Annotated in this window: 22 protein-coding genes; 8 read left to right on the forward strand and 14 right to left on the reverse strand. The window is 63.9% G+C overall.

All coding sequences use genetic code 11. From position 1 onward, the window contains the following. Positions 1–128: 128 nt before the first annotated feature. The 5 genes from H163_RS0106935 to H163_RS0106955 all read right to left on the reverse strand — a co-directional run bounded on the left by H163_RS0106935 (position 129) and on the right by H163_RS0106955 (position 5856). Complete coding sequence (locus tag H163_RS0106935; protein WP_147290448.1) at positions 129–473, reverse strand: helix-turn-helix transcriptional regulator; 345 nt, start codon at positions 471–473, stop codon at positions 129–131. Further along, entirely contained in the window at positions 470–1258 is a 789-nt protein-coding gene (locus H163_RS0106940) for a hypothetical protein (RefSeq protein ID WP_019963836.1), read from the reverse strand. The genes H163_RS0106935 and H163_RS0106940 overlap by 4 nt, the downstream gene beginning before the upstream one ends. 320 nt (positions 1259–1578) lie before the next feature. Continuing rightward, positions 1579–3987, reverse strand: a complete 2409-nt coding sequence (locus H163_RS0106945) for a glycoside hydrolase family 31 protein (RefSeq protein ID WP_019963837.1) — start codon at positions 3985–3987, stop codon at positions 1579–1581. Positions 3988–4002: 15 nt separating this feature from the next. Continuing rightward, the gene (locus tag H163_RS0106950; protein WP_019963838.1) at positions 4003–5319 is read right to left on the reverse strand and encodes a TRAP transporter large permease; all 1317 of its coding nucleotides are present in this window, start codon (positions 5317–5319) and stop codon (positions 4003–4005) included. 3 nt (positions 5320–5322) lie between these two features. Continuing rightward, the gene (locus H163_RS0106955; RefSeq protein ID WP_019963839.1) at positions 5323–5856 is read right to left on the reverse strand and encodes a TRAP transporter small permease; all 534 of its coding nucleotides are present in this window, start codon (positions 5854–5856) and stop codon (positions 5323–5325) included. 475 nt (positions 5857–6331) lie between these two features. On the opposite strand from H163_RS0106955, the gene H163_RS0106960 reads away from it, so the two are divergent. The 3 genes from H163_RS0106960 (at position 6332) to uxuA (ending at position 9568) form a co-directional block, all read left to right on the forward strand. After that, positions 6332–7312: a TRAP transporter substrate-binding protein gene (locus H163_RS0106960; protein WP_051105338.1), complete on the forward strand. Its 981-nt coding sequence runs from the start codon at positions 6332–6334 to the stop codon at positions 7310–7312. 184 nt (positions 7313–7496) lie between these two features. Beyond that, positions 7497–8246, forward strand: a complete 750-nt coding sequence (locus H163_RS0106965; protein WP_019963841.1) for an FCD domain-containing protein — start codon at positions 7497–7499, stop codon at positions 8244–8246. Between the two features lie 161 nt (positions 8247–8407). Then, a complete protein-coding gene (gene uxuA / locus H163_RS0106970; protein ID WP_019963842.1) occupies positions 8408–9568 on the forward strand; it encodes a mannonate dehydratase in 1161 nt (386 codons plus the stop codon). A gap of 253 nt (positions 9569–9821) precedes the next feature. Here uxuA and H163_RS0106975 read toward each other — a convergent pair whose 3' ends face one another. The 5 genes from H163_RS0106975 to H163_RS0106995 form a co-directional block, all read right to left on the reverse strand. After that, positions 9822–10625 carry an inositol monophosphatase family protein gene (locus H163_RS0106975; protein WP_019963843.1) on the reverse strand — a complete coding sequence of 268 codons (804 nt, stop codon included), beginning with the start codon at positions 10623–10625 and terminating at the stop codon, positions 9822–9824. 30 nt (positions 10626–10655) lie between these two features. Next, a complete protein-coding gene (locus H163_RS0106980) occupies positions 10656–11723 on the reverse strand; it encodes an ABC transporter ATP-binding protein (protein WP_019963844.1) in 1068 nt (355 codons plus the stop codon). Next, on the reverse strand, positions 11720–13951 hold the full coding sequence (locus tag H163_RS0106985) for an ABC transporter permease (RefSeq protein WP_026355550.1): 2232 nt from the start codon (positions 13949–13951) through the stop codon (positions 11720–11722). Before H163_RS0106985 ends, H163_RS0106980 begins: the two co-directional genes overlap by 4 nt. An 88-nt stretch (positions 13952–14039) precedes the next feature. Then, a complete protein-coding gene (locus tag H163_RS0106990) occupies positions 14040–15071 on the reverse strand; it encodes an ABC transporter substrate-binding protein (RefSeq protein WP_019963846.1) in 1032 nt (343 codons plus the stop codon). 161 nt (positions 15072–15232) lie between these two features. Then, complete coding sequence (locus tag H163_RS0106995) at positions 15233–16267, reverse strand: ABC transporter substrate-binding protein (protein ID WP_026355551.1); 1035 nt, start codon at positions 16265–16267, stop codon at positions 15233–15235. Positions 16268–16483: 216 nt separating this feature from the next. Between H163_RS0106995 and H163_RS0107000 the strand changes: the two genes are divergently transcribed. Then, on the forward strand, positions 16484–17272 hold the full coding sequence (locus H163_RS0107000) for a response regulator transcription factor (RefSeq protein ID WP_019963848.1): 789 nt from the start codon (positions 16484–16486) through the stop codon (positions 17270–17272). Then, complete coding sequence (locus H163_RS0107005) at positions 17269–19383, forward strand: sensor histidine kinase (protein ID WP_019963849.1); 2115 nt, start codon at positions 17269–17271, stop codon at positions 19381–19383. Before H163_RS0107000 ends, H163_RS0107005 begins: the two co-directional genes overlap by 4 nt. A gap of 3 nt (positions 19384–19386) precedes the next feature. Here H163_RS0107005 and H163_RS0107010 read toward each other — a convergent pair whose 3' ends face one another. Then, positions 19387–20355 carry a LysR family transcriptional regulator gene (locus H163_RS0107010; RefSeq protein WP_081625977.1) on the reverse strand — a complete coding sequence of 323 codons (969 nt, stop codon included), beginning with the start codon at positions 20353–20355 and terminating at the stop codon, positions 19387–19389. 102 nt (positions 20356–20457) lie between these two features. Between H163_RS0107010 and H163_RS0107015 the strand changes: the two genes are divergently transcribed. From H163_RS0107015 to H163_RS0107025, 3 genes are read left to right on the forward strand one after another with little or no spacing between them, the layout of a single operon-like run. After that, a complete protein-coding gene (locus tag H163_RS0107015) occupies positions 20458–21633 on the forward strand; it encodes a cytochrome P450 (protein ID WP_019963851.1) in 1176 nt (391 codons plus the stop codon). A gap of 48 nt (positions 21634–21681) precedes the next feature. Continuing rightward, positions 21682–22005, forward strand: coding sequence for a 2Fe-2S iron-sulfur cluster-binding protein (locus H163_RS0107020; protein WP_019963852.1), 324 nt, complete (start codon positions 21682–21684; stop codon positions 22003–22005). Positions 22006–22025: 20 nt separating this feature from the next. After that, positions 22026–23219: an NAD(P)/FAD-dependent oxidoreductase gene (locus H163_RS0107025; protein ID WP_019963853.1), complete on the forward strand. Its 1194-nt coding sequence runs from the start codon at positions 22026–22028 to the stop codon at positions 23217–23219. Here H163_RS0107025 and H163_RS22350 read toward each other — a convergent pair. Genes H163_RS22350 through H163_RS0107040 form a run of 3 tightly spaced genes read right to left on the reverse strand, consistent with a single transcriptional unit; the run spans position 23204 to position 26299 of the window. Further along, positions 23204–24577 (reverse strand): MmgE/PrpD family protein, encoded by a 1374-nt coding sequence (locus tag H163_RS22350; protein ID WP_019963854.1) that lies wholly within the window; start codon positions 24575–24577, stop codon positions 23204–23206. The genes H163_RS0107025 and H163_RS22350 overlap by 16 nt on opposite strands. Then, positions 24564–25763, reverse strand: coding sequence for a M20 aminoacylase family protein (locus tag H163_RS0107035; RefSeq protein ID WP_019963855.1), 1200 nt, complete (start codon positions 25761–25763; stop codon positions 24564–24566). The genes H163_RS22350 and H163_RS0107035 overlap by 14 nt, the downstream gene beginning before the upstream one ends. 2 nt (positions 25764–25765) lie before the next feature. Next, positions 25766–26299, reverse strand: a complete 534-nt coding sequence (locus H163_RS0107040; protein WP_019963856.1) for a TRAP transporter small permease — start codon at positions 26297–26299, stop codon at positions 25766–25768. Positions 26300–26313: the final 14 nt, after the last annotated feature.

Below are 26313 nucleotides of genomic sequence, written 5' to 3' on the forward strand. Positions count from 1 at the left end.
CAGGCGTCACTGCTTGTGCCGCAAGGCCCCGGAATTTTGCCGAACGCCGCAGTGGCGGGAGGCACATTCATACTTGGAAGTACTTTTCAGTTGATCGGAAGGGCGGCTCTTGCTGTCCTTCCTTTTTGTTACCGCAAGGCAAACAGGCAGAAGCGTTCCAGCCGGGAAATGAGTGCTTTCTGGCTGGTGACACCGCATTTTGCCATGGCGGACTTCAACTGCTTGCGGGCCGTATCGAGCCGGATGCCCTGCTGGCTTGCGTGATCATCCAGTCCTGTGCCTGCGGAAATGGCCTCGATCACCCGGCATTCGGCCGGTGTCAGCCTGAAGAGCGCACCAAAGCGGGCAACCTCTGCGGAACTGATTGCCAGACCCGGATTGATGGGCGTGAGCAGCATTAGCATGGCAGGGGCAGTGAACATCGGAAACTGTTCGAGAATAGGGGCCGCCGAAAGCACTCGGACACCCGTCATGGCGAGCGTTTCAGGGTTTCGGCCATGAAGCTTGCTGATCCCGCGCCTTCCCCGTCCTGGAGATCCTGCAAGGCGCGTTGCCAGGCCATTTCACTGTTGCGGTGCCGGAAGGTGACAGTGCCTTGGCGCACCGAAATGAGGCCGCTGGAAAACTGCGTCTCGGCAAGTGCATTGGCAAACAGCACCCTCCGGTTCATGTCCAGCACCACGCCCCCCTTGCCCTCAAGGGCAAAGAGATCAGCCAGCATCTGCCGTTGCAGTTGCAGCTGAATTTTGATCGTATAGAAGCTGAGCGCATTGCGCAGATGCGGCAGTAACCGGGCCAGCCGTGTCAACTGATCTGGTTCGAACGGGTCTGTATCATTCTGCGGGGCTATGCCGATGCCCATGAGAAGGCGGCCGCTGGACAGGTTGGCAAGCGCGAGATTGCGCATGCCGTTGCCGGCCAGAATCTCATTGTAGACCGTGTCCTGCCGCTTCTCTTCCTCGCTCAGCACATCCTGTTCCAGCAGGATCCTGCCGACCTGTGCCGCCGCAATCCGCGGCACCCGGCGCTCAATGGCGAAATAGTCACCGAGATAGCGGGCGTAGGCTGCATCATCTCTCCGGACAAAATGCTCAATCACCGGTGGCGCGCCGGGCTTGTCCAGAACGACAAGGTTTACAGAAGATCCGCCGGTGAAATCTGAAAAACCGGCGAGAGCCCTGTCCCATAGGTCAGGGTTGACAGCTGCCTCAAAGAATATGTCCCCCAGCTTGATGAATTCCGTATCCTGATCGTCCATGAAAGGTCCCCCGTCTTGCTGGCTGAGGCGCAGAATGATCTGATAACAGATCTACGAGGACTTTTGCCGCTACGAAAATTTATGTCCAGAAATTATCCGAAGCAGAACGCATCTTCTGAACAGCCCGGTGTGATGCTTGCGCAGCTCCCGGACAAAAAGAAAGCGCGGATGACCGGGGTCATCCGCGCCGAGGTGCGTCTTGGGAGGACTTTGAAAAAGGCCCGGACTTGCCGGCATGGCCGGTGTCCAAGCTCTTCTTGTTGTGGCGGTCCTCGGACCGCCGGGGTTCTTGTGGCGGGCGCTGCCGCCCGCCTCTGATGTCAGGCGGCCGGAACGGTGACCGTGGCGCCGTTTGCAGCCACAACGCCGTTCACTGTCAGCTTACGCGTTTCGCCGGCCGGCAGGATCACCTTTGCCTCAGCCCATGCCGGGGAGTAGGTGCCCGTGCGGGAGAGGGTGAGGCTGATGCTGTCTGCATCGCTGGTCAGTTCCATGCGGATCAGGGCATGGTTGCCGTCCAGCGCGTTCGCGGCAAAGCCGTCGTCCGCATATTCATGACTGACGCTGGAAGCTGCCCCTTGTGCCGGGAAAATGGCGAGGGTGCGGGCCGTGTCCTTGCGGCTGTCGGCGCGGGTCAGGCCTTCGGCCAGTGGCAGCACGCTGCCGGCGCGCACGAACAGCGGCATGGAGCCAAGCGTGACGGGCAGGGTGAGTTCCTGACCGCCTGCATGCCATTCGCCAGTCCAGAAGTTCCACCAGCCTATGCTGTTCTCCGGCAGATAGAGCTTGCGCGATGTGGCGCCCTTGTCCATGACGCTCGCCACCAGCAGGTCGCGGCCGATCAGGAATTCGTCGCTTTCGGCAAAGGTGAGTGCGTCACTCTCATGGTCGAGGAAGGTGGGGCGAAGCATCGGCTCGTCAGCCGTCACTGCCGCATGCAGCACCGTGTAGAGATACGGAAGCAGGCGGTAGCGGAACTTGATCGCGTTGCGGATGTGGTCCGTCACCTCCGGGAACATCCAGGGCTCGTTGACCGTGCGGTCGTCGTTCCAGGAATGGATGGTGAAGCGCGGGTGGAAGATGCCGTTCTGCACCCAGCGCACGAACAGCTCCGGCTCGGGACGCGGACCGGCAAAGCCACCTACGTCATGGCCGATGTTGTAGAGGCCGGAGAGCGACATTCCGAGGCCCATGCGGGTGTTGTAGCGCACGGTCTCCCAGGCGGTGCGGTTGTCGCCGGACCAGGTCTGGGCGTAACGCTGCAGCCCCGGTGCACCGGAACGGGAGATGAGATAGGGGCGCACATCCGGCTGGTGGCGCACCTGCGCCTCGTAGCTGGCGCGGGTCATCAGTACCGGCATCAGCGGACGGATCAGGCCAATGTCGATGGTCTCGCCAAAGCCGTTGCAGCGGGCGTGGCTGTCCCAGATCTCGTATTCGTTGTTGTCGTTCCAGGTGGAGTTGATGCCGTAGCCGAGCAGTTTCTCGGTCACGTTCTGCTGCCACCAGGCGATGGTTTGCGGGTTGGTGAAGTCGAGGTGCGCGCCCTCGTCATCCCAGAACACCGAACGGGCGGGCGTGCCGCTCTCGCTGTCGAGAACGAAAAGCTTCTTCGCTGTCACATCGGCGAACATCGGGTGGTCCTGCAGCAGGCAGGGCTTGATGTTGGCCGCCAGATGCAGACCGGCGGCGGCGAATTTCGCCGACATGCCTGCTGGGTCCGGCACCTTGTCCGTGTTCCAGTTGAAGACGTAGCGCTTCAGGCCAATGGAGGTGTAGCCCGAGGACAGCTGGAAGCTGTCGCAGGGAATGTCGTGCTCTTCCACCAGCCGGACGAAGCCTTCCAGCTGCTCCTGCGCGTTGTCTGCATCGGTGTAATGCATCGTCGAGCCGGAGTAGCCGATGGTCCACAGCGGTGGGAAGGCGGTGCCGCCGGTGAGGCGGACATTGGCCTTGACCACATCCAGAACCGAGGCGCCCCAGCTCATGTAATAGTCGAGGTCGCCGTCCTCGGCGCGGTAGGCACGGTAGGGCTTGTGGTAGTTGTCCAGCTCGTTGCCGAGATCGAACCAGCTGCCTGCAAGGTTGTCGTAGAAGATGCCGAAGGCACCGGCTGAGGCCGTGCGGGTGACGCTGAAGGGCCAGTGCTTGTAGAGCGGGTCCGTCGAGCGGGCGTCGTAGCCCATGGCGTCGAGGTTGCGCATCTCGAAACGGCGGCCGGAGCGTTCCACATCGCCTGCCTTTTCGCCAAGGCCGTAGACCCGCTCGCCGGTCTTGCGCAGCAGGAAATGGGCATGGGCGTGGGACTTCACGTCCAGCAGATAGGCGCCGGTCGGGCGGTCTTCGGCAAAGACGAGGAAGCTGCCATCGGCCTGTTTCGCTTCCCACACGAAGGTGAGCGGCTTCGTGATGGTGAGGCGGAGCTTGTCCGTGGTGAGGACGATGCCCGCCTCGCCATTGTCCGTCAGCTTGAAGGCCGGGCAGGTGAAGCCGGAAAGGTCACGCCGCGAGCGGCCTTCCCACGGGGTTTCGCAAGGTGTGGCCGTGCCTTCAGGCTTGGGGGCCACGGTCCAGCTGCGGCCAAGGCGGAAGTCGCCGTTTTTGCGCAGCTGCACGCGGAACAGGGCGTCTTCCAGCACTTCCACGGTCATCACGTGGCGGCCTTCGATGGCCAGCTCGATGCCAGCCTCGATGGAACGGGTGAGGGTGAATGTCTCAAGCGTTTTCATGACTTGTCTCCAGCGTCAGCCGCCATAACCCAGCAGCAGGCGCGGCAGCGCCAGGCTCAGATCCGGAACGTAGGTGATCAGCAGCAGCACGGCGAGCTGCATGGCCATCATCGGCAGCAACGGGCGGATGACACGGGCGATGGACACCTTTGCGACCGAACAGCCGACAAACAGCGCCGAGCCCACCGGCGGAGTGCAGATGCCGATGCACAGGTTGAAGGTCATCATCACGCCGAAATGGACCGGGTCCATGCCCAGATCTTTCACCACCGGCAGGAAGATGGGCGTGAAGATAAGCAGTGCTGGCGTCATGTCCATGAACATGCCGACGATCAGCAGCGCAATGTTGATGATCAGCAGCAGCACCAGCGGGTTGTCGGAGAGTGACAGCAGCAGGTCGGACACCGTGAAGGGGATGTCGGCAAAGGCCATGACACGGGACATGGCGATGGAGCAGCCGATCATCAGCAGCACGATGGACGTGGTGACGGCAGACTCCAGGAAAATGGCCGGCAGGTCCTTGACGCCGATCTCACGGTACCAGAACAGCGCAAGGATCAGGGTGTAGACCACGGCAACGGCAGAGGCTTCGGTCGCCGTGAAGGCGCCGCCGATGATGCCGCCCATGATGACGACGATGAGGCCCAGCGGCAGAATTGCGTCACCGGTCTTGCTGGCCACTTCTTTCCAGCTTGGACGGGGGGCGACCGGATAACCGCGCTTCTTTGCCACGATACCGGCGATGATCATGATGCCAAGGCCCATGAGGATGCCGGGCACATAGCCTGCGACGAACAGTGCAGCGATGGAGGTGCCGCCGGAAATCAGCGAGAAGACGATGAAGGTGGTTGACGGCGGAATCAGCAGGCCGGTGGGGCAGGAGGCAATGTTGACGGCTGCCGAGAAGGCGGGGTCATAGCCTTCCTTCTTCTGCAGCGGTGCCATCACGCCGCCAACGGCAGCAGCTGCAGCCACGGCGGAGCCGGAGATGGCGCCAAACATCATGTTGGCCAGCACGTTGCAGTGGGCGAGCGAGCCCGGCAGGCGGCCGCCAAGCACCTTGGCGAACTCGATGAGGCGCAGGGCAATGCCGCCACGGTTCATGATGTTGCCGGCCAGAATGAAGAAGGGCACTGCCAGCAGGGTGAAGCTGTCGAGGCCCGATGCCAGCTGCTGCGCCGTGTTGAAGATCGACTGGTCGAAAGTCAGGAACAGGGTGAAGGTGACGACCGTTGCAATGCCGATGGCGAAGGCGACCGGAACGCCAATGAACATCAGCAGGAAGAAGGCGCCAAACAGGGTGAGGGCGCTGATCAGTTCGCTTTCCATCATGGATTATCCTTGGCCCTGGTCAGTGCCGGCAGTTGCATCGGCTTCAAGATCTTCAACGGGGGCATAGCGGCCTGTCACGAGGCCCGCGGCAAATTCGGCGCAATAGAGCAGCATCATGCCGCCGGACAGTGGCACGGCAGCATAGACATAGCCCATCGGCAGGCGCAGCGACGGGGTGACCTGGCCGGAGGCAAGTGTCTTCTGTACGAGCGCAAGTCCGCCCTTGACCATGACGATGGCGGCGAAGGCCGCGATCAGGGCGGTGACGATCAGTGCGAGAATACGCGCGACCTTTGGGGACGACATCTGCAGCAGCACGTCAATGGCCAGGTGCTTGCGCTGGCCAAGGGTGTAGGCAGCGCCGATAAGGCCAATCCACATGAACAGGAATCTTGCGGTCTCGTCCGTCAGGGTGCTGGGCGTGCCAAGAATGTAGCGCGACACCACCTGCCAGACGACGCAGGCGACCAGAACCGCGAAGACCGCGGCGATGAACAGGCCCAAAGCGTAGTCTACGCGGGCTTTCAGTGCATGCATGGCTGCATGTCCTCCTCGTGGGGCAAAGATGCAAGGCCCCTGTTTCCTCCCGGGACCTTTTATGTCCCGGCCTGCCTTTCAAGCTTGGTCTGCCGGTTTGCCATACCGGTTGTCCGCTTTCCTGCCCCAGGCCCGCGCCTTTTAAGGGCGTACTGGTCATGCGGCGGTTCGATGCGGCGGTTTATGCCACCTCTGCTGACAACTGTCCCGGTGTTGAAAACCTCAGACAATGCCCGGAAAAGAGGCGTTTTGCTCCTTTAACCGGCTGGCCAGAGAAAACCTATTTCCGGTAATTGGTCAACCAATTTTCAAAACCGGTTGACATTGGCTGTGCTTTGACGAAATTTCTGGTCGCGCGCCGGGCCTTTTTGATCAACCAATCTGGTCGGAGGGTGCCGCCGGTTTCCGATGTAGCCGGCAGGGGGAGGTTCCTCGCCGCGCGCATCCTTGAAGTATCATCGGGAGGTAATTTGACATGCGTATGACCTATCGTCTCGGCGCTCTGGCTGGTGCAGCCCTGCTGGCTTTTTCCGCAACCGCCGACGCCCGCACCCTGAAGCTCAACCACAACAACCCGGAAGACCATCCGCTGCACAAGTCGATGGAATTCATGGCCAAGCGTGTGGATGAACTCACCAACGGCGATCTCAAGATCCGCGTCTATGCGAACGCGCAGCTGGGCAACCAGCGCGAATCCATGGAAATGCTGCAGAACGGTTCGCTCGACATGGCCCGCTCCAACGCCAGCGAGCTGGAAGCCTTCGACGAATCCTACACCCCGCTGAACCTGCCGTTCCTGTTCAAGGACGAAGAGCACGCCTACAAGGTGTTCTCCGGCGAGATCGGCACCGACATTCTCGAAGCTTCGAAGGACAAGGGTTTCGTTGGCATCGCCTATTACGTGGAAGGCGCGCGCTCCTTCTATGCCAACAAGGAAATCAAGTCCCCGGCCGACCTGAAGGGCATGAAGATCCGCGTGCAGCCGAGCCCGACCGCGATCCGCATGGTCGAGCTGATGGGCGCAAGCCCGACCCCGATTGCCTATGGCGAGCTGTACAGCGCCCTGCAGCAGGGCGTGGTTGATGGCGCCGAGAACAACCCGCTGGCTCTGACCACTGCCCGTCATGGTGAAGTCGCCAAGATCTTCTCCGAGGACGAGCACACCATGGTTCCCTCCGTGGTTCTGGTCTCCACCCAGACCTGGGACAGCCTGTCGGATGAAGAAAAGACTGCACTGAAGCAGGCTGCCCATGAGTCCATGGACCTGCACCGCGCCAGCTGGAACGAGCAGGTTGCCGCCGGCAAGGTGCAGGCCGAGAAGGAAATGGGCGTGAAGTTCGTGGCCGTCGAGAAGGCTCCGTTCGCTGAAGCCGTGAAGCCGATGATCGAGGAAGCTGCCGCCAAGTCTCCGCGCGTGGCTGACCTCATCAAGCGCATTCAGGCTGCTGGCGAGTAAGACAACCGGAATCCGGGTGCTCTGCACCCGGATTCCTCTTATGTTTCAGGGGGAAGGTGGGCATTAGCGCTGCATCCTGCAATTGACGCGATGTGGCCGTTTGCCGGACACTTGAGGATTGAAGCAGACCGGCAGGAGGAGCGGGGCCATGGGAACGGGTCCTGACGCCGGATGGAGGAAGAAGATGATCGAGGCATCCGGCAGGCGGCGCTACGAGGAGGTGGCGGAGGCCCTGCGGCGGGAGCTGGCCGGGGGAACCTATCAGCCCGGCGACCGCATGAAGCCCGAGCGGCAGATTTCTGACGAGCTGGGTGTTTCGCGCTCCATCGTGCGCGAGGCGATCCTGAGGCTCGAAATCGAAGGGCTTGTCGATGTGCGCAAGGGCTCCGGCACCTATGTGGTGAAGGTGCCCGCCGGTGATGACACCGGCACGCGCGGAGACATCGGCCCTTTCGAATTGCTGCAGGCGCGGCAGGTGCTGGAAAGCTCCATCGCCGCCTTTGCAGCCACCACTGTGACCAAGGCCGACATCCTGCGCCTGCGCGAGGCGATGGAGATGGAGCGCCGTGCCATCGCAGAGGACACGGGTGACTATTCCGGTGACGAGCTGTTTCATCATCTCATCGCCGAAGCCACCCAGAACAGCGTGCTGGTCGACATGATCGACGAGCTGTGGCGCAAGCGCGAGCAGAGCCCCATGTGGGCCCGCCTGCATGCGCGCATCTTCGACCGGACCTACCGGCACCGCTGGCTGGAGGATCATCAGGCGATCCTCACTGCCCTGCAGTGCCGCGACCCGCGCGCAGCCCGGCAGGCGATGTGGCAGCACCTTGAAAACGTGCGCCAGACCCTGATGGAACTGTCCGACGTGGATGACCCGCAGTTTGATGGCTATCTGTTCGACAGCCGCCCCGCCGCAACTGCCGTCTCCTGAAGGCGGGCTCTGCGGGGAGAGAGTGGAGCACTGACGAAGGGCATTGGCCCGCTGAACCGAGTTTCCGCCGGAACCTGGCCCGCCCGCAGGATTGAGCAGGGCAGGCCGTCCGGCATTTCCTTCCAAGTCCCCCCAACCGCCTCCAATTGAGGAAACCCATCATGGAACAGACATGGCGCTGGTTCGGCCCGGCCGATCCCGTCTCGCTCGCCGATATTCGTCAGGCTGGTGCCACCGGCATCGTTTCCGCCCTGCATGACCAGCCCAATGGCACGGTCTGGCCGGTGGAGCGCATTCTCGAGCGCAAGGCCATGATCGAGGCAGCCGGGCTCGCCTGGTCGGTTGTCGAGAGCATTCCGATCCATGAAGACATCAAGACCGCCGCGCCGGGGTGGGAGCGTTATGCCGAAGCCTGGGTGGCGAGCATGGTGAACCTTGCCCGCTGCGGCATCCGGACCATTTGCTACAACTTCATGCCGGTGATCGACTGGACCCGTACGGATCTGGCCTTCGAGCTGCCGGACGGCGCCCGTTGCCTGCGCTTTGATGCCGATGCCTTTGCCGCCTTCGACCTGTTCATCCTGAAGCGCGAAGGCGCAGAGGCTGAATACAGCGCGCAGGAAATCGACCAGGCCCGCGCCGCTCACGCTGCCATGAGCGAAGCTGATGTGGCCAAGCTGATGGCCAACATCATCGCCGGCCTGCCGGGTGCAGAGGAGAGCTATTCGCTCGACAGCTTCCGCGCCCGCCTTGCCACCTATGCCGAAGTCGATGCGGAGCGCCTGCGCGCCAATCTCGCCGCCTTTCTGAAGATGGTGATTCCGGTGGCCGAGAAGGAGGGCGTCGTGCTCGCCATCCATCCCGATGATCCGCCGCGCCCGCTGTTCGGCCTGCCGCGCGTGGTTTCCACCGCCGCTGACATGAAGGCGATTGCAGCGATGGTGGACAGCCCCGCCAACGGCTTCACCTTCTGCACCGGCTCCTATGGCGTGCGGCCGGACAACAATCTGGTCGAGATGTTCGAAACCCACGCAGACCGTGTGCATTTCCTGCATCTGCGTGCCACCAAGCGCGAGGCCGATCCGCGCAGCTTCCATGAAGCCGCTCACCTTGATGGCGACGTGGACATGGTTGCGGTGATCAAGGCCGTGCTTCTGGCCGAGCGCCGCCGGGGCATCGAACTGCCGATGCGCCCGGACCATGGTCACCAGCTGCTGGATGACCTGCGCAAGACCTCCAACCCCGGCTACCCGGCCATCGGCCGCCTGCGCGGCCTTGCCGAATTGCGCGGCGTCGAACGCGCCATCCGCGCCTTCATCTGACCGCTGCGTCAGAATAGGAACGCCAAAGGCCGGGCAGAAATGCCCGGTCTTTGTGTTTGGAGGTTGATGTAGGCATATAATGTTTCGTCATGCCATGACTTGATCATGGCATCCACCCCGTTTGATTCAGACTTGATAAGTGAGAGTAATCTCTCTGTCTGACAGGGTAATTTCGGGTTTTCTGCAATGGAATGGATGCCATGATCAAGTCATGGCATGACGGAAGTTTTTGGATGTTTTGTGAAAACCTAACTCACACCTGTGCCAGCGCCCAAATGTCGTCCTTTGCCCCCGGTCCTGCTGCAATGACAGGGGCGCCCTTGCCGAGGCCGAAGGCGGTGGCGGGGAAGGGCTCGTGGAAGCCGCCAGCCTCCTTGACGAGGCAGAAGCCGGCCATGCAGTCCCAGGCGTGCATGTAGGGCTCGTAAAAGCCGACGAGCCGGCCGGCTGAAACATAGGCCAGCATCAGCGCGCCCGAGCCATTGCGGATCATGTTGCCGCCCCTTGCCGTCAGCGCCGTGACGATTGCCCCGGTGCGCTCGGGCGTCACATGGCTGTTGCTGCTGATGCCGGTGAGGCCGTTCTGCATGGTGCGGGACGGGTCAAGCTTCAGCGGCTTGCCGTTGAGTGTGGCGCCATGGCCTTCGGCGGCGGCAAAAGTCTCCTGCAGCACGGGTGCGAGAATAACGCCCACCACGGGCGCACCATCGCGGGCAACGGCTATCGAAACGCACCATGTGGGCAGGCCGTTGACGAAGGGCGCCGTCCCGTCAATCGGGTCCACCACCCATGTATAGGGCGAGGTGCCGCCCGTCTGGCCATATTCCTCGCCGAGGAAACCGTCATCGGGGAAGGCGGCAGCGACCTTTTCGCGGATGAGCTGTTCCACGTTGCGGTCGGCGATGGAGACAACGTCCTGAAGGTTCGCCTTGGTCTCGATCACCAGCGTTTCGCGCCGGTTGAAATAGTCGAGCGCAAGGGCGGCGGCTTCGGTTGCGATGGATCTGGCCAGATCGAAGCGGGCGGCGATGGCGGCGGAATGCGTGTCTGCGGTCATTTCGGGGACTGTGTCCTTTAACTGGCAGGATCAGGCTGCGATGAGGGCAATGCCGCGCTGGCGCAGGCGGATGGTCACGTCCGTGCGGGCGGGCAGGGGGGATGGGGTTTCATGGTCTACCACAAACAGCGTCCCGGCAACGGTTTCCACCTCATATTCGGCATGGTCGCCGAGATAGGCCGAGGTGAGGATGCGCCCGGCGAGGCTGCCCGGCGCGGCTTCTCCGGCAGCAAGGCTGACGGCGCCGGGGCGGATGGCGAGCTGCGCGCTGCCGGTTCTCGCGCCCGTCGCGGCAAGCTGATGCTCCAGCGGGCCCAGGCGGACGCGGGCGCTCGTGCCATCGGTCTCGATCACTTCACACGGCAGCACGTTGGCTTCGCCCATGAAGTCGGCGATGAAGCTGGAGGCGGGCGCCTCGTACAGCTCGCGCGGGGCACCGGACTGGGCGATGCGGCCATCCTTCATGACGATGATCGTGTCCGACACGGCCAGCGCCTCGTCCTGATCATGCGTCACATAGACGGCGGTGAAGCCGAGGCGCTGCTGCAATTCGCGGATCTCGGTGCGCACCCGGCGGCGCAGGCGGGCGTCGAGGTTGGACAGGGGCTCGTCGAGCAGCAGAACCTGCGGCTCCAGCACCAGCGCACGGGCAACGGCGACACGCTGCTGCTGGCCGCCGGAGAGTTCCGCCGGCAGCCGGTGGCCCATGCCGGCGAGGCCGACCTGCTTCAGCCCTTCTTCGGCGCGCTCGCGGGCCTGCTTGCCCTTGAGGCCGGAGGATTCAAGACCATAGGCCACATTTTCCAGCGCACTCATGTGCGGGAAGAGGGCATAGGACTGGAACACCATCGACACGTCGCGGGCGTGGGCGGGCAGCATGGTCACGTCCTTGCCGCCGATGAGGATCTTGCCCCCGGTCGGGTGCTCCAGCCCCGCCAGCATGCGCAAGGTGGTGGTCTTGCCGCAACCGGAAGGGCCGAGCAGGGTGACGAGGGTTCCCGGTTCGATCGTCAGCGACAGATCGGGAACGGCGGTGAAAGTGCCGAAGTCCTTGCGCACATGCTCGAAGACCACGGAGCCGGGCTTGTGAGATGTCATGCGGTTTTCTCCTGAGCGGACTTGAGTTCGGAAGATGCTGCAAGGCCGGAAACCCGGTTCTCGCGGCGCAGGCGCCGTTCGCCGACCAGGAACTGGAACCCGGCGATGACCGTGATCATCACGGCGATGAGCATCGAGGAATAGGCGATGGCGACGCCATATTCGCCGTTCTCGACAAGGCCGACGATGTAGGACGTGGCCATGTTGTATTCCGCGCTGACGAGGAAGATCACCGCGCTGATGGAGGTGATGGCCCGCACGAAGGAATAGACCAGCGCGGCGGTGATGGCCGGGCGCAACAGCGGCAGGATCACCTTGCGCAGGGTCCGGGCGCTGGTGGCCCGCAACGTGAGGGAGGCCTCGTCAAGGCTCTTGTCCAGCTGGCTCATGGCCGCAATGCCGCCGCGCACGCCCACGGGCATGTTGCGGAAGACAAAGCAGGCGATGAGGATCAGTGCCGAGCCTGTCATTTCCAGCGGCGGCAGGTTGAAGGCCATGATGTAGCTGATGCCGATGACCGTGCCGGGGATGGCAAAGCTCATCATCAGCGCGAATTCGAAGGCATTCTGGCCCGCGAATTTCTGCCGGACGATGATGTAGGCCGTCAGCAGGCCGACAGCCGCAGTGAGGGGAGCTGCCAGCAGGGCGATCTTGATGGTGGTCCAGAAGGAGTTCCAGGCAACGCCGGTCCAGGCGAAGCTGGCGCCGTCGAAGCTGACCGAGAAGGCCTTGGCATAGTGGGCAAGGGTCAGCGTGTGGTCTAGACCCCAGGTCTTCACGAAGCCGCCAAAGAGGATCATGCCGTAAATGACCAGCGTGAAGGCCATCCACGGCAGCACGATGGCATAGACCACGCGCGAAACGCTCTTCGGCAGGGGAATGTGCGAACCGCTGTCGCCCTTGCCGGTGACGGTGGCGAAGTTCTTGCCCTTCAGCCAGAAACGCTGGGCGAGAAAGGCCGTCAAGGTGAAGCCAAGCAGGATCATCGCCAGCACGGCAGCGCGTGAGGGATCATTCTGCGAGCCGACGACGGCGAAGAAGATTTCGGTCGAGAGCACGCCATGGCTGCCGCCGAGCACGAGCGGGTTGCCGAAATCGGCCATGCTTTCGATGAAGCCGATGAGGAAGGCATTGGCGAGGCCCGGCTTCATCAGGGGCAGGGACACATGCCAGAAGGTGCGCCAGCGGTCGGCCTTGAGGGTTTGAGAGGCTTCTTCCAGCGAGGGGCTGACCCCTTCCACCACGCCGATGAGCACGAGGAAGGCGATGGGCGTGAAGGACAGCACCTGCGCGATCCAGATGCCGGTGAGGCCATAGAGCCAGCGGCCCGGCTCGATGCCGAAGAGGTCCGACAAGGCTTGCGTGACCACACCGGAGCGGCCGAACAGCAGCACCAGCGCAAGGCCGATGACGAAGGGCGGCGTGATGATCGGCAGCACCGTGATGAGGCGCAGGCCCTTCTTCAGCGGAAAGCGCGTGCGGGTGGCGACCAGCGCAAAGGCAAGGCCGAGCAGGGTGGAACCAAGGCCGGTCATGATGGCCAGCCAGAAGGTGCGCCAGGCAACGCCGCAGCGGCCGTCTCCGGTCAGGCAGGAAAGACTCCAGATGCTGGGGTCCACCACGTTGCGCAGAAAGCCGTCCGGCTTGAACGAGCCGTCGAAGTCCTGCACCGACCCGGCAAACATGCTGCCGATGGGATAGAAGACGAAGACCGCGACAAGAAACACCAGTAGCGAAATGGCGCCGGCGATGAAGGCATCGCCTTTCATGGCGCCGAGTTCCGCGCAGCCAAAGGCGAACATCAGCACGAAGACGACGGTGAGCGTGATGGCCCCGGCGCCCATGGCGGGCTGACCGGTGGAGAGCGCGCCGAAGAGGGTTTCGCTGATGGTCCAGTTCCAGCCCGTGAAACCGATGGCGAGCCCTTGCAGGCTCATGAACAGCACCCCGGCGGCTCCTGCCGCCGCCAGAAGGCGGCCGCGGGCGGGCTGGGCGCTCATCAGGCGCGATGCGCTGCCTGCTGCAAACAGCGCGATGGCCACGAAAACCCAGGGGCGGCCGTTGGCGGCTGCCTGCAGCAGGCCCGGTTCCAGATCAGGGGTGGAGAGAAAGCTGGACACCCAGCCCAGGCCGAAGAAGCCGCCTTCGACCCTGTACCACGGCACAAGAATGAGGGCGGCTGCGCCGAGGGCCAGAAGCAAGTCCAGTCGCCGGTTGCTCGTCTGCATGAAACTGCCTGTTGTTTAAGCGGGAAGGAATGCCGGATGCAGCACCCGGGCCGTAAAACCCGGGTGCTGCAGGTTCACAGGCCGGACGTCACTGCGCGATGGCGCCGACTTCCCGGTCCCAGCGCTCCAGCAGGGCCTTGCGGGTTTCGCTGCTGCCGAAGGTGGCGAAGTCATAGTCGATCAGCTTGATCTGCTCGAAACGCGGCGCTTCTTCGGGGATCTCGGCGCTCTTGTTGGACGGCAGCTGGAAGGACTTGGCCTCCTTCATGCGCGACTGCACTTCCGGCTTCAGGGCCCAGTCGTACCAGATCTTGGCGTTTTCCATGTTGCGCGCACCCTTGACGATGGACATCGAGCCGATCTCGTAGCCCGTGCCTTCGCAGGGGGCGATGACCTTGACGGGGAAGCCTTCGGCCACCTGCGACACGGCGTCATGCATGAAGACGATGCCAAGGCCGGTCTCGCCGCGTGCGGCCGCCTTCACCGGGGCCGAGCCCGATTTGGTGTACTGGGAGACATTGGCGTTGAGGCTCTTGAGATAGTCGAACGCCCGGTCCTCGCCCATGATCTGCACCAGCGTTGCCAGCGCGGTGTAGGCGGTGCCGGAGGAGTTCGGGTTGGCCATCTGGATTTCGCCCTTCAGTTCCGGGGCAAGCAGCGATGACCAGCAGGTGGGTTCGGCGAGGCCTTTCTTGGCGAAGATTTCGGTGTTGTAGCCCCAGCCAAGTGCACCGGCATAAACGCCGACCGTGCGGTATCCGGAGCTTTCCGCCTGGCTCTGTGCCCAGGTGTGCAGCTGGTCCAGCATTGGCGACTTGTATTCCTCCGTCAGCCCGTCAGCGGCTGCCTGAAGATGCGGATCGCCGGTGCCTGCCCACCAGAGGTCCGTCTTGGGGTTGCGGGCTTCGGCGCGGATCTTGGCATAGGTCTCGCCCGACGAGAGGCGCACCATGTTGACCTTGATGTCGTGGTCCTTCTCGAAATCACCCTTCATCTGCTCGCAAATCACCACGTCGGCAGAGCAGATGAGGTTGAGGTCTCCGGCGGCCTGTGCAGCGCTGGTGCCAAGAGCTGTGCCTGCGGCAAGGGCAAGAAGCGTGAATGCGGATGTGGTCTTCATGGGTCGTTCTCCTCCGTTATGGTCCGCCCTGGCAGGCGGTCTTGTTGTGCGGACGGCGCGGGACAAACCTCTCCCGTGCGGCCCGCCTGTTGGCGGCCCGCCAGTCAGTTGTCAGATCTGTGAGACTGGCCGGTGCGGGACCGGTTGGTTTGCGCGGGCCCCTATTGCGTCAGGGTCATTTCCCGCGCGAAGCGTTTGAGCAGGCGGCTTCGCTCTGCCGGTGAACCGAAGGTGGCAAAGTCGTAATCGACCATGCGCATGAGCGAGATATCCGGCGCGGCCGCCGGGAGAGCGGCTTTCGCGTTTGCGGGGATCTGGTTCTGGCCTGCCTGTGCGCCGGTGGCCTGTCCCTCGGGGCTGAGGGTGAAATCGGCAAAGAGGCGGGCCAGTTCCGGATTGCGGGATCCCTTGATGAGGCTGACGGCGCCGATCTCGTAGCCCGTGCCTTCGCAGGGCGCGACGATGACCAGCGGGGAGCCCGCCAGCTTCTGGGTGACGGCATCGTGGATGAACGAGATGCCGATCAGCGTATCCCCCCGTGCTGCGGCCTTGACGGGTGCCGCGCCGGATTTCGTGTAGCTGGAGACATTGGCGCCAAGCCTGCCGAGATAGGCAAAGGCCTCGTCTTCTCCGAAGAGCTGCACCAGGGTTGCCAGCGCGGTATAGGCGGTGCCGGAGGTTTCCGGATGGCCGATCTGGATATCCCCCCGGTAGGCCGGATCGGTCAGATCGTTCCAGCAGGAGGGAGCAGGCAGGCGGCGCTGTGCCAGAAGATCGGCGTTATAGGCAAAGCCGAGCGCACCGGCATAGACGCCGGAGCTGAGGCTTCCCGACATGGCATGAAAGTTCTGCGCCCAGGGCAGCAGGTCCGCTTCATGCGGCGAGGTATAGGCTTCCAGCAAACCCTCTGCGGCGGCCTGAAGATGGGTGTCGCCGGTGCCGCCCCACCACACGTCAACGGTGGGTGCTGCGCTGTCCATGCGGATGGCATCGAGGATTTCGCCCGTGCTGAGCCGGGTCATGGTGATCTCAAGGCCGGAGTGGCGCTCGAACGCCGTTTCCATGGTGGCGCACCAGTCCTCATCCACGCCGCACAGCACGTTGAGCGTGCCGGGTGCCGGGCTGGTCTGTTCAGCCAATGCGGTGCCGCCCAGCCAGAAGCCGAGCGCAGCCGCCAGAGCGGTTGCTGCCTTCACCTTGTTCCTCCCGCCAGACATCCTCCATGTCCGGACAGGAGAAACATGCGCAGGAAACCAGGGTTGTGCAATCAAAGAATGGTTTCAGTTGTTGCCGTGTCCCGGCAAGGTTGTTTCAGTTGCTGCAAAGATTACAAATATTACAATTCATCGCTTCAACAGATGCTTTGAATGCCGGACTGGCAGCTTCTATAGTGCGGATGGGAGGACTGCAAATTGCTGGCACAGAAGGTGAGGATTCTGGTCGTCGAAGACGATCCGGACATGGCCGAGCTGATCTGCGATCTGCTCGAAGCGGAAGGCTGGGAACCTGCGCATGCGGCTTCTGCCGAGGCGGCGGCGGAGGTGCTGGGGCGAGAGCGGCTGCATCTGGTGTTGATCGATCACAATCTGCCGGGCACCTCGGGCCGCGCCTTTGCGCAGCGCCTGCGGGCCAGCATGGATATTGGCATCATCATGGTGACGGCGGCAGGAAGTGCGGCCGAACGGGTGCTGGGACTGGAAACGGCGGCAGACGACTATGTGGTGAAGCCTTTCGAGCCCATTGAACTGACGGCCCGCATCAAGGCGCTGCTGCGGCGCATGAACCCTTCCCTGCGCGGCGGAGAGGCCACCGAACGGCCGGGCAGCAGCACGAGAGAGACGGGCAGGGCTGCGGCCATGACGGAGGGGGTGGATGGGGCGGCCCTCGTTCTGGGAGACTGGTCCATCGACCTGCAAAACCGCCGTGCCGTCTGCCGCAACGATCCGGGCCGCACGCTGACGGCGGCGGAATTCGCGCTGCTGGAGATCCTCGCCGCAACGCCTGAAACGCCTGTCAGCCGCGCCCAGATCCTCGACCGGCTGGGAGCTGAAACAGACAGGCATATCGACCGGAACGTGGATGTGCTGGTGCTGCGGTTGCGGCGCAAGATCGAGCCCAACCCCGATCTGCCGCGCCATGTGCTGACCCGGCGCGGCAAGGGCTACATCCTGCATACGGGTGCAGGCGGACCGCACACGTGATCGCCCGCGTTCTGAGCCGCCCCTATCTCTCCTCCATCGCCTTCCGGCTGCCCTTTGCCATCGTCTTCATCTGTGCGCTGGTCTTCGGCCTGTCGGGTGTGGCGATCTTCGGGCTGGTGCGGGCGCGCGATGAAATGGCGGCCTACAGGCTCGATGCCTATACGAGCCTGGCCAAGGCCTCGCTGGTGTCGCGGCAGGTGTCGGATCTCGTCTCCAGCGCACCCCTCCTGATGAATGCGACCTCGCCCTACCGGGTTTCCAGCAAGAGCCGGGCGCTGGTGGAGCAAGTGGACACATTGCTGGCCGCCATGGCCGGCCAGCCGTCCGGTGGACCGGTGACCGGGCCGGAAGAGTTGCGGATCGTGGAGCTGCTGCAGGCGATCCGCGAGCAGACGCTGGTGCTGGCCGCCAATGCGGATGCCGCACAACAGCACAAGGAAAGGGCCGCCGCTGCGCTGGGCGAGATTGCCGTGGCGGGCGATGTGGCCAATGCGGGTGTGCGGCGGCGGCTCAATGCCATCGTGCAGCTGGCGGCAGGGTCTGACAGCCTGTTCCAGCTGGGGGAGTTGAAACGGCGCTATGTGCAGGAAACGGCAGGCTCTGCCGAAGTGCCCGGTCCGCCGCCGGTTTCACCGGCGCTGCTGGCGCCTTATGACCGGGTGTTCGAGGCCCAGACCCGGTATCTTCTTGAAATGTATGCGATCCGCTCGTCAGTTTCCCGGCTGCATGCGGTGGCGCGGGAGCTATCGCTCGCCTCCGAAACCCAGTCGGATGCGGTGACGCGCGGCCTCAACGAGAACATTCTGGCCGCCTCCGGGGCGCTGACGCGGCTGCTCATCATGGTGGCGCTGGCGGCTGTTCTGGTGCTGGGGCTTGCCATCCTCTCCATCCGCTCGGCCATGCGGGTGTCGCGTGGGATTGTCGATCTGTCGCAGGGCATGCAGGCGCTGGCCAAGGGCCAGAAGGATGTGGGCCCGCCTTCCTATGCGGGCGGGGAGAGCGAGCTGTTGCAGCTGCTGGATGCCTTCCGCGCCTTCCGCGACAGCGTGGAGCGGGTGACGCGCCTGCGCAAGACGGCGGAAGCGGCCGCGCGCACCATCCGCTCCACCTTCCGCAGCATGAACGAAGGCATTGCCCTGTTCGATCCGCAGGGGCAGCCCATCACCATGAACCGCCGGGTCATCGAACTGGTGGGCCACAAGGGCGCTGCGCGCAAGCTGCCGGCGCGGCGCTTCGTGGGGCCGGTGACGGGACTGGATCCGCGCCTTCTGCCGGGCGATGGCGAGCCGGGGCTGCTGGCGGGGCCTGTCTCCCTGCGCCACCGGGATAGCACCGGCCGGGTGACGGAAATCTCCCTCTCCCGGCAGGCCGACAGTGGCATCGTGCTGCTGGCGCGGGATGTGACGCAGACCGACCGGCAGGAAGCGGAAGCGGCGCGGGCGCAGCGGCTCGACGGCATCATGCGCATGACCCATCAGGTCAGCCATGAAGTGGGCAACATGATCGGCATCATCACCGGCAGCCTTGGCCTGCTGGAGCGGGACGACAGTTTCAACGAGCGCCAGCGCCGCCACCTCGCCCGCATCCGCAAGGCGGCAGACCGGGGCCGGGCACTGGCCTCCAGCATGCTGTCCGTCGGCAGCCAGCAGCCCATCACCCCGGCCAGCGTGGATGTGGGCGCGCTGCTGCGCAGCATGGCCGATGTGCTGGAAATCGCCGTGGGTGAGAGCTGTAAGGTGGAGATCCGCTGCGAGGAGCGCTTGCCGAGGATCGAGACGGATGCGGCCCTCTTCGAGCAGTCGGTGCTCAACCTCTGCCTCAATGCAGCCGCCGCCATGCCGCAGGGCGGCAGCATCGTTCTGGCCTGCCGGGCCGAGGCGGGCATGCTGGTGCTGGAGGTGAAGGACACCGGCACGGGCATGACGCCGGATGTCGCCGACAAGGCCTTCGAGCCCTATTTCACCACCCGCCCGGGCAGCGGCGGCGCGGGGCTGGGGCTTGCGCTGGTCTATGGCTTCATGCGCCAGTCCGGCGGCGATGCCCGTATCCTCTCCGCCCCCGGTGAGGGCACGGTGGTGACGCTGGTGTTTCCGGCACCCGCCGGGGCCTGATGCTCACCCGCGCCCAAGCGTGCGGCTGACGGACTGGGCGATGATTTCGCGGATCTGGCGGTGGAGCGGGGACTTGTGCACTCTCTCGGTCCAGACCATCAGCACGTCGAAAGGGGCCGGCACCGGGCAGGGGGTGATGTGCAGCTCGTCCGAGAAATACTGCGCCAGCAGGCCCGGCATGGTGGCCACATAGCCGGTCGTGCGGATGAGGCGTGGCAGGCCCGCCGGGCTCGGCACCTCGAGACTGGGCTTGAGCCGGTGGCCCATGGCCTCCAGCTCCCTGAGATAGCCGGACTTCCACAAGCCGCCATAGGTGGCGACGACATGATCCAGCGCCAGATAGTCCTCCAGCGTCAGCGCCTTGCCCGCCAGCGGATGCTCCTTGTCCATGGCGCAGACATAATGCTCGTCGAACAGTTTGCGGCTGTAGAAAGCGGCATCGTTGCGGCGGAAGGGGCCAAGCAGCAGGTCCGCATGGGAGCGCACCAGCTGGTCCGGGCCGATGTCGGCGGAGGGGATGATCTCGATGCTGAACCCGGGCGCAGCCTGGCGCAGATCGCGCACGATCTCGGGGATGATGATCATCCGCTCATAGTAGTTGCAGGCGATGACATAGCGCCCTTCGATAAGGGCGAGATCCAGCGGGTCCGGCTCAGCAAGGCGCAGGAAGTCGTCCAGCATGGCACGGGTGGTGGAGAGGATCTGCTCGCAGCGTGCGGTGGGCATCTGCTGGCCTTCGACCCGGAGGAACAGCGGATCGGCAAAGACCTTGCGCAGCTTGTCGATGGTGTAGCTGACCGCCGACTGATTCAGCCCCAGTACCTCCGCTGCCCGGCTGAAGGAGCCTTGCGCATGCACCACATGCAGGGTGTTGAGCGCGGCAAAATCCACCCCCAGAGGCCCGGCCCGGCCTGTGCCCGGTTTGTTATCCGGCTTTTCCTCCTGCATGGTGCGCTCTCCCAATCGCTCCATCAAATTTTCCGATTTCAGGTATCAGGGAAACCGCATTGCCGCGTCAAGGCGCATGCGCTTTCGTGGGACCACGGATTGCAGATCAAGGGAGGAGGACTGCACATGCCGCTCGCGCCACTCGACGAGACCACCACGATTGCCCAGCTGACGGACGACCCTTATCCGGTCTACCGCCACATGCGGGCTGAAACGCCTGTCATCCGCGTTGCTTCGGTCAAGCGCACGTTCCTGACCAAGGCCGTTCACACCAAGGCGGTGAAGGACAATCCGGACCTGTTCAGCTCCGATGATCCCAACACGCCGATGAAGCCAGCCTTTCAGGCCCATACCCTGATGCGCAAGGACGGGGAAGAGCACCGGCGCGAGCGCATGGCCATGCAGCCAGCCTTCACGCCGAAGGCGATCCGCTGCAACTGGGCGGAGCTCTACCAGTCCATCGCCGAGGACTATGTCTCCCGCCTGCCGCACGGGGAGACGGTGGATCTGTTCACGGATCTTTGCGGCCCGGTGGCGGCGCGCATTCTGGCGCATATCCTTGGCGTCGAGGAAGCGACCGACGAGGAGATGCAGCGCTGGTCGCAGCTTCTCATCGACGGGGCAGGCAATTTCGGCTGGAGGCCGGAGCCTTTCGAGGCCAGCGACAAGGCCAATGCGGAGATGAATGCCCTGTTCGACAGGCTTCAGGCCCGCCACAAGGCCGAGCCCAATGCATCGGCTTATTCGATCATGCTGAATGCGGCCGATCCGATCCCGCTCAGCCAGATCTACGCCAACATCAAGATTGCCATCGGCGGGGGCATCAACGAGCCGCGCGATGCGCTGGCAACGATCATCTATGGGCTGCTGAGCAACCCGGATCAGCTGGCAGAGGTGCGCCGTCAGGAGGCCTGGGAACAGGCGTTTGAAGAGGGTGTGCGCTGGGTGGCACCGATCCAGGCCTCGTCCCGCCGGGTGTTGGAGGATACGGAGATCGGCGGCTTCGAGATCCCCAAGGGCGACACGGTGATGACCATCCAGGCCTCCGCCAACCGGGATGAGGATATCTATCAGAACGGCGAAGAGTTCTTCGTCTTCCGCGACAAGAACCCGCATCAGGCCTTCGGCAGCGGCCCGCATCACTGTGCAGGGGCTCATATCGCCCGCCGCACGGTGGGTCAGATCATGCTGCCGCTGCTGTTTGACCGGTTCCCGGACATGGAGCTGCCGGACCCTTCTGCGGTGAAGTGGAAAGGCTTCGGCTTCCGTGGACCCATCAATCTGCCGGTGAAGCTGAATTAGGCTGGCGGTTTCAAATTTCGCAAGGTCTCGAATGGAGGAGGGAGAGACATGGTGAAGGTGACCTACGTGCACCACGATGGCACGCGCACCGAGGTGGACGGGAAAGAGGGCGACACCGTGATGCACACGGCGGTGGCTCATGATGTGGAAGGCATCGTTGGCGAATGCGGCGGTGCCATGATGTGCGCCACCTGCCATTGCTACGTGGACGATGAGTGGCTGGACGCCGCCGGAGAACGGCGCGACGGCGAGGAAGACATGCTGGACTGCGGTGCCGCCGAGGTGAAGCCGAGCTCGCGCCTGTCCTGTCAGATCCGTCTCAGCCCGGCGCTGAATGGGCTCGTCGTGCATCTGCCAGAAGAGCAGATGTAAGCTGAAAAAGGGGGCAGACCATGCAGCGGATCGTCATCATTGGGGCCGGGCAGGGCGGCCTGCAGGCGGCCATGAGCCTCCGGCAGGAAGGATTTGCCGGGGCCATCACGCTGATCGGTGCCGAGCCTGGCCTGCCCTATCAGCGCCCGCCACTGTCCAAGGCCTATCTGAAGGATGGTGACGGGTCGCGGCTGGAACTGCGCCCGGCCGCTTTCTTCGAAAAGAATGAGGTTACGCTCGTTTCCGGCGTCCGGGCGGAACGTATTGACCGTGAAGGCCGTGAGGTGCATGCGGGCGGCACGGTCTATTCTTACGGCCATCTGATCCTCGCCACCGGCACCCGCAATCTACGACCGCCGATCCCCGGGCTGGAGCGGGCGCTGGATCTGCGTACCCTGGAAGATGCGGCAAGGCTGCGCGGTGAACTCGAACGGCCCCTGCGCATTGCCATCATTGGCGGCGGCTTCATCGGGCTGGAGTTTGCCGCCGTTGCCCGCGCTGCCGGGCATGAGGTGACGGTGGCGGAAGCCGCTCCCCGCCTGATGGCACGGGTGCTGTCGCCGGAACTTTCCGCCCGGTTTCTCTCCCTGCACGAAGGCATGGGCACCCGCATTCTGCTGGGCCAGCCGGTGAGTGCAGTGACGGACGAAGGTGTTACGCTTGCCGATGGCTCGGGCATCGCGGCGGATCTTGTGCTGCTGGCGGCAGGTGTCGTGCCAAATACTGAGCTTGCGGCAGAGGCGGGGCTTGAGATAGCGAACGGCATCGCGGTGGATGGCCAGCTTCTGACCTCCGATCCTTCCATCTCCGCGCTGGGGGATTGCGCGTCCTTCCCTGATCCGGTGACGGGGGCGCGCATCCGCCTTGAAAGCGTGCAGGCGGCCACCGATCACGCCCGCCACATTGCCCGGCGTCTCGTGAAAGGTGCGGGTGCTGCCTATGCCGCCGTGCCGTGGTTCTGGTCGGATCAGGCAGACTGGAAGCTGCAGATCGCAGGCCTTGCCGGGCCGGGTGATGACAGTCTGGCTCTCGGGCCTGATGCCGTTCTGCGCCTGCGCGGCGGGGTGCTTTCGGCGGTCGAGACGGTCAATGATGCGAAAACCCACATGCAGGCGCGCAAGCTGCTGGCAGGGGCAAATCCGCCCTCCCGTGCAGAACTGGAAGCCTGCGGCTTCGATCTGGCTGTGCTGGCAAAGGCTCAGGTGGCAGCCTGAACCCATGAGCCGGATGTTTCCGGAGACAGCAGGGCTCCCGCGTCAACCGAACCGGCAAGCCCTGCGATCCGGGTGAACAGGCCTGCTGCATCCTGTCTGCCGCTGTAGGCGAGGCAGTCGTGGATTTTGGCACCCATCTGCGCGGCAGACAGGGGCAAATCTCCTGCGCCGCAGAGCTGGCCGCGGATGATGCTGATGGTCTTGCCGGAGGTGAGGCTGACCTCGATCCGGTAGGGGGCATGCACGCCTGCACTGCCCGGATCAAACGGAATGCGGCGGATCTTCTGCATCAGGGCCGCATAGGGGGCGGTGGCAAAGCCCTCGCCGGAAAAATGGCGCAGGGTCAGCTCTCCGTCTGTCAGCAGGGCGGCCATGGGATAGCTGAGGCTGAAGCGGCCCTCTGCACCGGTAACGGGGGTATCAAAGCGCAGATTGCGGGCAAGAAGCTCAGGCATGTGCACGGCAATCTGCGCAATATGATCCGGTGCGATCCCTTGCTGATGCAGGATCTCCGCTGCATCAAGCGCCTTGTGGGAAGCTGCGCAGCACGGGAAGCGCTTGACCATCAGGCCATCGGCGGCGAGCGCCCAGCGGCTGCCCAGACCGCCGAGGTCCATGGACGCAGTGCCGCCGTAGAGGCTGACGAAGCCCCAGGGGCCGGTCATGAACTCCGGCTGCGCGCCAAGCCCGGCTTCCGCCAGAAGTGCGGAAAGCACTGCGGCTCTGGCGGCAAGACCCGCGTGCAGGGGCTTCGCATCGCTGCCGAATTGCAGCTTGGAGCCGGCGGCCTGACTGAAGCCGAGGCTCATGGCGCGGGCGATGCCGTACGCATCCAGTCCCAATAGCCATGCGGCCGCGCCTGCCGTGCCAATGGTGCCAACGGTGGAGGTCGCGTGCCAGCCTTTTCCGTAATGGTCCGGGTTGACGGCGGAGGAAATGCGGGCGTGCAGTTCCAGCCCCACAGTATAGGCGCTCAGCAGCCTTGCTCCGCTAATGGTCCGGGTGGAGCAAAGAGCCGAGAGGGCAGGCACTAGCACGGCACTGGCATGGGTGATCCCGGGCGCGAAGTTGTCGTCATAGTCCAGCGCGTGGGCGGCGGTGGCATTGACCAGCGCAGCGCCCGCCGGGCTAAGAGTCACGTCATGTCCGTAGACGGGCGCCCGGCCCGGCCCCTCTGCGGCGCGGGCGGCTGTGAGGGCGGCCAGAACGGCAGCATCATCGCAGCCGGCGTGCATGCAGGCGAGCGTATCGGCAAAGGCCTCGGCTGCCCGTGGCATTAGGCTGCCCGTGTCCGCAGGCGTGACACCTGCGGCCCAGCGGCTGAGCATCATCACAGGTTCGCTTTCAGTCTGCTGCATCACCCAGTTCCAGCGCCACGATGTTCATCCAGTAGGCGACCCCGTAGGGGATCAGCTCGTCGTTGAAATCATAGCCCGGCGTGTGGACGAAATGGGAATTTTCCCCATCGCCATTGCCAATCATGACATAGGCGCCCGGCACCTTCTCCAGCATGAAGGAGAAGTCCTCGCTGCCGCCGAGAGGCGCGCAGTCTGCGTCCACATTCTCTGCGCCGGAGGTGGCTGCTGCGGCGCGCACGGCAAGCTCCGTCTGGGCGGGAGCATTGACCAGCGGCGGATAGCGGCGGGTGTAGATCAGATGTGCTTCGACGCCCTGCGCCGCCGCGCAGCCTGACGCCAGCTCTCCAAGCCGCCGCTCCAGTGTGTTGCGGACATCAGGAACATAGCTGCGCGCCGTGCCCCGGACGATGACACGCGAGGGGATGATGTTGGGGCTGTTGTAATCACCCGCATGAATATGCCCGACGCTGATGACTGCCCGCTCATTGGCGGGAACATTGCGCGAAATGATGCTTGAAAGGCCGGAGATGAAGTGCCCTGCGGCAACTGTGGCATCGGTTGCCATGTGCGGCATCGCGCCATGGCCACCCGTGCCCTTGAAGATCACTTCCCAGGTGTCGCCTGCTGCCATCAATGCCCCAGGGCGGGTTTCCACCTTGCCCAGTGGAGACTTGGGGGCATTGTGAACGCCATAGACGGCATCGCAGGGAAAGAGTTCGAACAGGCCGTCCTCGATCATCACCCGCCCTCCGCCAAGGCCTTCCTCTGCGGGCTGGAAGATGAAATGCACCGTGCCGGCAAAGTCCGGGTCTGCGGCCAGCTTCCCGGCAGCGCCCAACAGCATGGTGGTGTGCCCGTCGTGGCCGCAGGCATGCATCTTGCCGTCAATCTTCGAGGCATAGGGCAGGCCGGTGGTCTCGTGGATGAACAGCGCGTCCATGTCGGCCCTCAGGCCAATGCGCCGCTGGCCGGGGCGCTTGCCCTGCAAGGTGCCGACAACGCCTGTCTTGCCGAGGCCCCTGTGGATGGGGATTCCAAGCTCCGTCAGCGCCGCAGCGACGAGATCGCTGGTGCGCACTTCCTCGAAAGCCGTCTCAGGATGCTGATGGATATCGCGGCGGATTCCGGTCAGCTTGTCGAGCAAGCGGGTGTCGGCGGCAATGGCCCCGGCGCTGGTGAATTTCATGACTATGCCTGATTGTCTGCGCGGTGCGGCCGGGTCAGTTCGTTCGCCATGCGGGCGAGGCCGTGGACGAAGATGACGGCGATGAAAAGCGGCACCGAAATGGTGATGAAGATGGAGGGCAGAGGAAAGGTTTCGGCGCTGGTCTGCAGGCTGCGGGACAGGAAGGACCGTGCCGTCGACATGCCGGGCCCGAAGAAGCAGAACCAGAGCACCGGGGCGAGGAAAATGAAGACGCTGAGCGCCCGCACGGCACCTGCTGCCAGCTGCAGTGCCCGCGGCAGATGCACCGGCACCGGGACAAGGGTGGGGTCGAATTTCGCCTTGAAGGCGACGGTCGCGCCCAGAAGGCCTACCCAGACCATGGCGTAGCGCGCAGCTTCCTCCGTCCATGCCGGCGGAGAGGAAAAGCCGTAACGGGCGACCACCTGCAGGCAGATGGCCGCCACCATGACCAGCAGGAACAGCACTGCCGCCCCCCGCATGATCCGGTCCAGCCCGTCGCTGATCCGGCCAAGGATGTTCGCAATGTGCTTCATGCCTTACGCTCCAT

The sequence above is a fragment of the Pannonibacter phragmitetus DSM 14782 genome, from assembly GCF_000382365.1.
Taxonomy (GTDB): domain Bacteria; phylum Pseudomonadota; class Alphaproteobacteria; order Rhizobiales; family Stappiaceae; genus Pannonibacter; species Pannonibacter phragmitetus.

Excerpts from the sequence above, each read along its gene's own strand:
- H163_RS0106935 (WP_147290448.1), bottom strand. The coding sequence starts at position 473 with ATGACGGGTGTCCGAGTGCTTTCGGCGGCCCCTATTCTCGAACAGTTT.
- H163_RS0106940 (WP_019963836.1), bottom strand. The coding sequence starts at position 1,258 with ATGGACGATCAGGATACGGAATTCATCAAGCTGGGGGACATATTCTTT.
- H163_RS0106945 (WP_019963837.1), bottom strand. The coding sequence starts at position 3,987 with ATGAAAACGCTTGAGACATTCACCCTCACCCGTTCCATCGAGGCTGGC.
- H163_RS0106950 (WP_019963838.1), bottom strand. The coding sequence starts at position 5,319 with ATGATGGAAAGCGAACTGATCAGCGCCCTCACCCTGTTTGGCGCCTTC.
- H163_RS0106955 (WP_019963839.1), bottom strand. The coding sequence starts at position 5,856 with ATGCATGCACTGAAAGCCCGCGTAGACTACGCTTTGGGCCTGTTCATC.
- H163_RS0106960 (WP_051105338.1), top strand. The coding sequence starts at position 6,332 with ATGCGTATGACCTATCGTCTCGGCGCTCTGGCTGGTGCAGCCCTGCTG.
- H163_RS0106965 (WP_019963841.1), top strand. The coding sequence starts at position 7,497 with ATGATCGAGGCATCCGGCAGGCGGCGCTACGAGGAGGTGGCGGAGGCC.
- uxuA (WP_019963842.1), top strand. The coding sequence starts at position 8,408 with ATGGAACAGACATGGCGCTGGTTCGGCCCGGCCGATCCCGTCTCGCTC.
- H163_RS0106975 (WP_019963843.1), bottom strand. The coding sequence starts at position 10,625 with ATGACCGCAGACACGCATTCCGCCGCCATCGCCGCCCGCTTCGATCTG.
- H163_RS0106980 (WP_019963844.1), bottom strand. The coding sequence starts at position 11,723 with ATGACATCTCACAAGCCCGGCTCCGTGGTCTTCGAGCATGTGCGCAAG.
- H163_RS0106985 (WP_026355550.1), bottom strand. The coding sequence starts at position 13,951 with ATGCAGACGAGCAACCGGCGACTGGACTTGCTTCTGGCCCTCGGCGCA.
- H163_RS0106990 (WP_019963846.1), bottom strand. The coding sequence starts at position 15,071 with ATGAAGACCACATCCGCATTCACGCTTCTTGCCCTTGCCGCAGGCACA.
- H163_RS0107010 (WP_081625977.1), bottom strand. The coding sequence starts at position 20,355 with ATGGAGCGATTGGGAGAGCGCACCATGCAGGAGGAAAAGCCGGATAAC.
- H163_RS0107015 (WP_019963851.1), top strand. The coding sequence starts at position 20,458 with ATGCCGCTCGCGCCACTCGACGAGACCACCACGATTGCCCAGCTGACG.
- H163_RS0107020 (WP_019963852.1), top strand. The coding sequence starts at position 21,682 with ATGGTGAAGGTGACCTACGTGCACCACGATGGCACGCGCACCGAGGTG.
- H163_RS0107025 (WP_019963853.1), top strand. The coding sequence starts at position 22,026 with ATGCAGCGGATCGTCATCATTGGGGCCGGGCAGGGCGGCCTGCAGGCG.
- H163_RS22350 (WP_019963854.1), bottom strand. The coding sequence starts at position 24,577 with ATGCAGCAGACTGAAAGCGAACCTGTGATGATGCTCAGCCGCTGGGCC.
- H163_RS0107035 (WP_019963855.1), bottom strand. The coding sequence starts at position 25,763 with ATGAAATTCACCAGCGCCGGGGCCATTGCCGCCGACACCCGCTTGCTC.
- H163_RS0107040 (WP_019963856.1), bottom strand. The coding sequence starts at position 26,299 with ATGAAGCACATTGCGAACATCCTTGGCCGGATCAGCGACGGGCTGGAC.